Here is a 7,534-nt window from a genome sequence, read left to right as displayed (position 1 = left end):
TCCGGCTGTTCGGCGTCAGCCGCCCTGCCGGGCTCGGCGTAGTCGTCGAGCACCAAGTCGGCGACCTGCGAGCCGCCGCCCGCGCGCACCGACACCGCGGCACGGTCGTCCGGCGCAGCGGGCTCGTCCGCTTCCGCGATCGGCAACCGCGCGGTGCCCTCCGGCGAAGCCCACACGCGGCCCGGGTCGAACCGTTCCTCCTCGGCGGGTCCCGGCACCGGCTCGGCCACCGCGGTTTCGTCGAGCGGCGCGGACGGTTCGTGCGACCGCCACACCTGGCGTTCCCGGCGCGCCTCGGTGGCGGCCACGTAGTCGTCGTAGTCCCGCGCCACCGCACGCAGCCTGCGGCGCGCGGGCCAGGCGAACAGCAACCAGGTGATCAACGATCCGAGCAGGAACCCGGCTATGCTCCAAAGCCACACCTGCGTAAACAGCCACACCACCGGCGACGTCCCTCCTCAAAGGCCACCTAGGGGCACTGAGCCCAGCCAGGCTACGTCCCCGAGCCAGCGGCCTGTACCCAGGCGTCCCGGCGGGCACCCGAATTCACGATCGGGGGATGCGTTCAGCGGTTCATCGGGTGCGGGCCACGACGTAGTGCACGAGCGCCGTCAACGCCTCCCTGGCCGGGCAGTCCGGCAGGGCGCTGAGCACCCGCTGCGCCTGCTCGGCGTAATCGTCCAGCGTCTCCCGCGCGCTCTCCAGGCCACTGGATTCGCGCAGCAGCTTCAACGCCTCGGCTACGTCGGCGTCCGCGGTCAACGGCTCGGCCAGCAGTTCCCGCAGCCGCGGATCGGTGTCCGCGGCGCTGAGCGCGTACAGCATCGGCAGCGTCCGCACGCCTTCCCGCAGGTCGGTGCCCGGGGTCTTGCCGGAGTCCGTCGCGGGCGAGGCGATGTCGATCACGTCGTCGGAGATCTGGAACGCGATCCCGATGAGCTTGCCGAACTCCTCCAGCGCCGCGACGTGCGCGGGCGGCGCCCCCGAGGCGTTGCCGCCGAACCGGCCCGCCGTGGCGATCAGCGAACCGGTCTTCTCGTAGATCACCTGCAGGTAGTGCTGCACCGGATCGTCGTCTTCGCGGGCACCCACGGTCTCCCGCATCTGGCCGGTGACCAGCGCCTCGAACGTGATCGCGATCTGGCGCACCGCGTCAGGGCCGAGGTCGGCCACCAGCCGCGAAGCGTGCGCCATCAGGAAGTCGCCGGTCAGGATCGCCACCGAGTTGTCCCAGCGCACGTTCGCGCTGGTGGCGCCGCGGCGCATGGTGGCCTCGTCCATCACGTCGTCGTGGTAGAGCGTGGACAGGTGCACCATCTCGATCACCGTCGCCGAGGTGATCACCGCGTCCGGCGCCGGGTCGGCGAAGTGCGCGGCCAGCAGCGTGAACAGCGGGCGGAACCGCTTGCCGCCCGCGTCCACCAGGTGCAGCGAAGTGCGGGTGGCGAAGTCGAAATCGCTGCGCACCGAGTCGTGCAGCAAGGCTTCGACGCGGTCCATGCCCGCCGAGACGGACTCCGCCAGCGCCGGATCGGCGATGTCGAAGCCGCTCGCCGCCGCCTGGGCCGCCCGCGACACGTCCCTGATCGGATCACCAGATGGGCTGCTCACGTCACCGTCGCCTTCGTTCCCCCACCGAAACGCCCTACGGGCGGGCACTCTACGACACGAAACCACCCACACCGGCCCAGTCCAGGGCCACCGTCGGCAGCACGCCCAGCAACAGCGTCACGACCACGCCCAGCGTGATCGCCGCGGTCGTGAACGCTCCCGGCACGCTCACGGTGGGCCCGTCCGCGGCCGGTTCGCTGAAGTACATCAGCACGATGACACGAAGGTAGAAGAACGCCGCAACCGCACTGGCCACCAGGGCCACCACCCCCAGCGGCGCCATGCCGTCCGCGAACGCGGCCTCGAAAACGACGAATTTCCCGACGAAACCGCTCGTCAGCGGAATCCCGGCCAGCGCGAACAGCAGGAACGTGAACACCGCCGCCAGCAGCGGCGACCGCTTCGCCAGCCCGGCCCAGTCGGAAAGGTGAGTAGCCTCACCATCCGCCGTGCGCACGAGGCTGATCACGCCGAACACCGCGATCGTGGTGAAGCCGTAGGCCAGCAGGTAGAACATCGTGCTGGACAGCCCGCGGTCGGTGAGCGCGATCGCCCCGATCAGCAGGAACCCCGCGTGCGCGATGGACGAGTACGCGATCATGCGCTTGATGTCGCTCTGGGTCAGGCCGAGCACCACGCCGATCACCATCGAGACGATCGCCACGGCCCACAGCACGCCGCGCCACTCCCAGCTCGAAGCCTGGAACGCGACCTGCAGCACCCGCAGGATCCCGCCGAACGCGGCGACCTTCGTGCACGCGGCCATGAATCCGGTGACCGCGGTCGGCGCACCGTGGTAGACGTCCGGCGTCCAGGTGTGGAACGGGCCGACCGAGCCCTTGAACAGCAGGCCCACCACCAGCAGGCCCAGCCCGGCGAACAACAGCGTGTCCGAGCGGTCGGTACCCGCGGTGGCCTCGGCGATCGCCGCGAGCCGCACCGAACCGGCGTAGCCGTACAGCAGCGCCAGCCCGTACAGGAAGAACGCGGACGCGAACGCGCCGAGCAGGAAGTACTTCACCGCGGCTTCCTGCGACAGCAGCCTGCGCCGCTTGGCCAGCCCGCACATCAGGTACAGCGGCAGGCTCAGCACCTCGAGCGCGATGAACATCGTGAGCAGGTCGTTCGCCGCGCAGAACACCATCATCCCGCCCAGCGAGAACAGGGCGAGCGGGAACACCTCGGTGCGCATCCCGGCGGTGGGAGCGCGCTCGGCGCCGGGCCCGGGTTTGGGCGCCGCGGCCTCCGCGACGAACGCGCCGCCCGGTTCCACCGAGCGGTCCGCGATCAGCAGGAGCGCCGCCAGCCCCAGGCCCAGCAGCGTGCCCCACAGGAACAGCGTCGGCGGGTCCACGGCGATCGAGTCGGACAGCGTGGTCAGGCCGGTGGTGCTGCTGCCGCCGGCGAAGACGCCGAGCGCGATCCCGGCGGCGATCAGCGACAGCAGGCTCAGCGCGACCTGGCTGCTCCAGCGGCCGCGCCGCGGCACGAAGGCTTCGACGAGCACGCCGACGCAGGCGGCGCCGAGCACGATCAGCACCGGCGTGATCGCCGCGTAGTCGATCGGCGGGGGCTTGATCTGCTGCTGCGCGAGGACCGCGACCTGGTCAGTGGCACCCACTTCAGTTCCCTCCCTGCGAGGTCACGGGGTCGGACGCGCCGACATCGCTCATGGTCGCCCCGACCGCGGGCGAGATCACCTCCAGCACCGGCTTCGGGTAGAAGCCCAGCGCCAGCACCAGCACGATCAGCGGAGTGAGCACGGCGATCTCGCGCGGTTTGAGGTCGGTGACCCGCGCCCGATGCGCGCCGGTCTTGTTCGGGTCCGTGACCGCGCCCGGCCCGCCCGCGGTGCCGAGCAGCGCGTCGCCGCGCACCGGGCCTTGCATGATCCGCTGGTAGAGCCACAGCACGTAGACGGCGGCGAGCACCATGCCGACCGTGGCCAGCACCGTGTAGACGGGCCTGGTCGGGAAGGCGCCCAGCAGCACCAGGAACTCGCTGATGAACGAGTTCGTGCCGGGCAGCGACAACGTGCTCAGCCCGGCGATCAGCAGCGTGCCCGCCAGCAGCGGCGTGACCTTGGACATGCCGCCGTAGTCGGCGATCCGGGTGGACCCGCCGCGCGCGATGATCATGCCGATGACCAGGATCAGCAGGCCGGTCGCGATGCTGTGGTTGATCATGTACGAGACCGCGCCGACCTGCGCCTGCGAGGTGTAGGCGAAGATCCCCAGCGCGATGAACCCGAAGTGCGCGATGGACACGTAGGCGATGAACCGCTTGAGATCGGTCTGCCCGAACGCCTGCAGCGAGCCGTACAGCACCCCGAGCACCGCCAGCACCAGCACCAGCGGCGCCAGCACCCGAGAGGCCTCCGGCGTCAGCGGCAGGCTGTAGCGCAGGAAGCCGAACGTGCCGACCTTGTCCAGCACGCCGACGACGATCACCGCGACGCCGATCGGCGCCTGCTGCGCCGCGTCCGGCAGCCAGGTGTGCAGCGGCACCAGCGGCGCCTTGATCGCGAACGCGGTGAAGAAGCCGAGGAAGATCCACACCTGCACGCTCAGCGGCGCGTCCGCCAGGATCGGCACCAGCGCGGCCCAGTCGAACGTTCCCTGGCCGGTGGCCTGCGCGGCGTAGGCGTAGGCGCCGATGGCGGAGCCCAGCATGATCAGGCCGCCGAGGAACGAGTACAGGAAGAACTTCACAGCCGCGTACTTGCCGCGCTCGCCGCCGTACCCCCCGATCAGGAAGTACATCGGGATCAGCATGATCTCAAACAGCACGTAGAACAGGAACACGTCGGTCGCGGCGAACACCGCCACCGTCAGCGCCTGCTCCACCAGCAGCAGCGCGAAGAACCCGCCGTGGCTGCGGCCCGCGGGCAGCCGCTCGCCCCAGCTGAAACCGAGCACCAGCGGCATCAGCAGCGCGATCACCGCGACCATCACCAGCGCGATGCCGTCCACGGCGAACGACAGCCGGATGTCGAAGGCCGGGATCCACTCCACCGAGGAGGCCAGCTGCAGCCGCGGCCCGGCCGGGTCGTAGGCGAACCAGGCGCCCGCGGCGAGCACGAACTCGGCCAGCGAGACCGCCAGCGCGGTCCACTTCGCGGCCGGTGCGTTGTGCCGCAGCAGCCCCACCGCCACGGCCCCGGCCAGCGGTAGCAGGATCAACGCGAGGAGCAGGGTCATCGGGTCTCCTCCCTCGATGCCTCGATGACGGGCAGTTCTCCGGAGGGAACCGCGAGAAGGCGCTCGGCGATCATGGCGTCCCCACCGCCATCAGCGCGGCGATCAGGATCACGCCGCCGCAGAGCATCGACAGCGCGTACGAGCGCACGAAGCCGGTCTGCCAGCGCCGCATCCAGCCGGAGCCGCCCTGCAGCGCACCGGCCAGGCCGTTCACCGCGCCGTCGACGGCCTTGTCGTCGAACGCGACCAGACCGCGGGTGAGCCCGAACGCCGGTTTCACCGCGACGAGGTCGTTGAGCCGGTTCCCGCCCAGGTCGGCCCGCGCGGCCCGCACCACCGGCGACACCCGCTGCGGGCGGGTGACCGGCACCTGCTTGCGCCCGACGGCCAGCCAGGCGACGAGCACACCGGCGGCGGACAGCGCGACGGTCAGCACCGGGATCACCGAGTGCGGCAGCGCCCCGCCGTGCGCTTCCTGGAGTTCACCGAGCGACGGCGCGAGGAACGTGACGAGCCGGTCGCCGACCGCGAAGAACGCGCCCGCGCCGATCGAACCGATCGCCAGCACGATCATCGGGCCGGTCATGATCGGCGGGGATTCGTGCGGGTGGAATTCCTGACCGTCCGCGGACTTCAGGTTCTCCCAGCGCTTCTCGCCGAAGAACGTCAGCAGCATCAGCCGCGTCATGTAGAACGCGGTCAGCGCCGCGCCCAGCAGGGCCGCCCCGCCGAACACCCAGCCGTGCCAGCCTTCTTGGCCGAACGCGGCCTCGATGATCGCGTCCTTGGAGTAGTAGCCGGACAGGAACGGGAACCCGATCAGCGCCAGGTAGCCGAGCCCGAAGGTGGCGAAGGTGATCGGCAGGTGCTTGGCCAGCCCGCCGAACTTGCGCATGTCGACCTCGTCGCGCATCGCGTGCATCACCGAGCCGGCGCCGAGGAACAGCCCGGCCTTGAAGAACCCGTGCGTGAGCAGGTGCATGATCCCGAGCGCGTACCCGGCCGGGCCGAGCCCGACGGCGAGGATCATGTAGCCGATCTGGCTCACCGTGGAGTACGCGAGGACCTTCTTGATGTCGTCGTAAGCGCAGCCGATCACGCACCCGACCAGCAGCGTCACCGCGCCGATGACGGTGACCACCAGCCGCCCGTCCGGCGAGAGCGTGAACAGCGGGTTGGCGCGCGCGATCAGGTACACGCCCGCGGTGACCATGGTGGCCGCGTGGATCAGCGCGGACACCGGCGTCGGGCCTTCCATCGCGTCCGGCAGCCACGCCTGCAACGGCACCTGACCGGACTTGCCGCACGCGCCCAGCAGCAGCAACAGCGTGATCGCCAGCAGCACGCCCGGCGTGAGCTCGTCCGCGCGGGCGAAGACCTCGGTGTACTGCGTGGTGCCGAGCTTCGCGAACAGCAGGAAGATCGCCAGCGCCAGGCCGACGTCGCCGACGCGGTTCATCACGAACGCCTTGGTCGCCGCCGCGGCCGCCGACGGCCGGTGCTGCCAGAACCCGATCAGCAGGTAGGACGCCAGCCCGACGCCCTCCCAGCCGAGGTAGAGCGTCACGAAGCTGTTGCCCAGCACCAGGATCAGCATCGCGGCCACGAACAGGTTCAGGTAGCCGAAGAACCGCCGCCGCTCGGAGTTGTCCCGGCCCTCGCGCCCCTGCTGGTCGTGCGCCATGTAGCCGACCGAGTAGAGGTGGATCAGCGCGCCCACTCCGGTGATCAGCAGCACGAACACCATCGACAGCGGATCCAGCCGCAGGCCGAAGTCCACCTGCAGCGCGTTCACCGGGATCCACGAGAACAGGTGCAGCTCGCGCACCGGGGCCACGTCACCGGAGATGGAGGTGAACAGCAGCACCCCGTAGGCGAAGGCCGCGATCACGGTGGCGCAGCCGAGCAGGTGCCCCCACCCGTTGGCGCGCCGCCCGGCCAGCAGCAGCACCGCCGCGCCGAGCAGCGGCAGCGCGATCAGCAGCCAGGCGTTGCCCTGGATGGCGCCCTGCGCGGCCTGCACGGCCGAGCCGGGACCTGCCAGCTCGGGGCCTGCCAGCTCAAGACCGACAGCCGGAAACGTCGTCGTCACGCCAGGTCTCCCTCGATGAGCGCGGTCAGTACTTGAGCAGGTTCGCGTCGTCGACCGAGGCCGACCGGCGGGTGCGGAAGATCGACATGATGATCGCCAGCCCCACCACGACCTCGGCTGCGGCGACGACCATCACGAAGAACGCCATCACCTGCCCGTGCACCGAGCCCTCGATCCGGGCGAAGGTCACCAGCGTGAGGTTGACCGCGTTGAGCATCAGCTCCACGCACATGAACACGACGATCGCGTTGCGCCGCACCAGCACGCCGACGGCGCCGATGCTGAACAGCAGCGCGGACAGCAACAGGTAGTAGGTCGGGGTCACTGCCGGACCTCCTCGGGTGCGGCGTGCCCGGACTCGGACCGCCCGTTGTTGCCGTTGTCCCCGTTGCCGTTGCCCTCGTCGCCGGACCGGGTTCCGTTGCGCTGCCCGGGTTCCGCGGTGTCCGGTGCGGACTCGGGCTTCTCGTGCTTGCCGCGCCGTTCCGGCGTGGTGAGCGCGTGCGGGTCCGGCTGCTCGGTGCGGCCCGCGACGGCGGCGCGTTCGCGGGTGAGCCGTTCCGCAGGCAGGTTGTCCAAGATCTCGGACAGCGACTCGGGAGCCACCGTGCCGTCCGGCAGCAGCGCGGGC

Annotated in this window: 5 protein-coding genes and 2 pseudogenes; all 7 read right to left on the bottom strand. The window is 70.5% G+C overall.

Translation table 11 applies throughout. The annotated features are described in order from the left end of the window. Nucleotides 1-443: pseudogene (locus IJH84_RS28590) on the bottom strand (hypothetical protein); the annotation flags it as partial. A 130-nt stretch (nucleotides 444-573) separates the two neighbouring features. Next, the gene (locus IJH84_RS28585; protein WP_200069371.1) at nucleotides 574-1,500 is read right to left on the bottom strand and encodes a polyprenyl synthetase family protein; all 927 of its coding nucleotides are present in this window, start codon (nucleotides 1,498-1,500) and stop codon (nucleotides 574-576) included. Between the two features lie 160 nt (nucleotides 1,501-1,660). Then, entirely contained in the window at nucleotides 1,661-3,232 is a 1,572-nt protein-coding gene (gene nuoN / locus IJH84_RS28580) for an NADH-quinone oxidoreductase subunit NuoN (protein ID WP_295151127.1), read from the bottom strand. 1 nt (nucleotide 3,233) lies between these two features. Beyond that, nucleotides 3,234-4,811: a NuoM family protein gene (locus IJH84_RS28575; protein WP_295151125.1), complete on the bottom strand. Its 1,578-nt coding sequence runs from the start codon at nucleotides 4,809-4,811 to the stop codon at nucleotides 3,234-3,236. A gap of 70 nt (nucleotides 4,812-4,881) precedes the next feature. After that, on the bottom strand, nucleotides 4,882-6,813 hold the full coding sequence (nuoL, locus tag IJH84_RS28570; RefSeq protein WP_295151129.1) for an NADH-quinone oxidoreductase subunit L: 1,932 nt from the start codon (nucleotides 6,811-6,813) through the stop codon (nucleotides 4,882-4,884). 115 nt (nucleotides 6,814-6,928) lie between these two features. Further along, nucleotides 6,929-7,228: an NADH-quinone oxidoreductase subunit NuoK gene (gene nuoK, locus IJH84_RS28565; protein WP_200068963.1), complete on the bottom strand. Its 300-nt coding sequence runs from the start codon at nucleotides 7,226-7,228 to the stop codon at nucleotides 6,929-6,931. Further along, nucleotides 7,225-7,534, bottom strand: a pseudogene (locus IJH84_RS28560) (NADH-quinone oxidoreductase subunit J); the annotation flags it as partial. The gene nuoK and the pseudogene IJH84_RS28560, both read right to left, overlap by 4 nt.

Source organism: Saccharopolyspora sp. (assembly GCF_017434145.1).
GTDB lineage: Bacteria > Actinomycetota > Actinomycetes > Mycobacteriales > Pseudonocardiaceae > Saccharopolyspora_C > Saccharopolyspora_C galaxeae.
The sequence above is the reverse complement of the archived record's forward strand: the minus strand, read 5'-3'. Positions and strand labels throughout refer to the sequence as shown.

What these genes read in the sequence shown, in the direction of transcription:
- IJH84_RS28585 (WP_200069371.1), bottom strand. Translation starts at nt 1,500, where the DNA reads ATGGACCGCGTCGAAGCCTTGCTGCACGACTCGGTGCGCAGCGATTTC.
- IJH84_RS28575 (WP_295151125.1), bottom strand. Translation starts at nt 4,811, where the DNA reads ATGACCCTGCTCCTCGCGTTGATCCTGCTACCGCTGGCCGGGGCCGTG.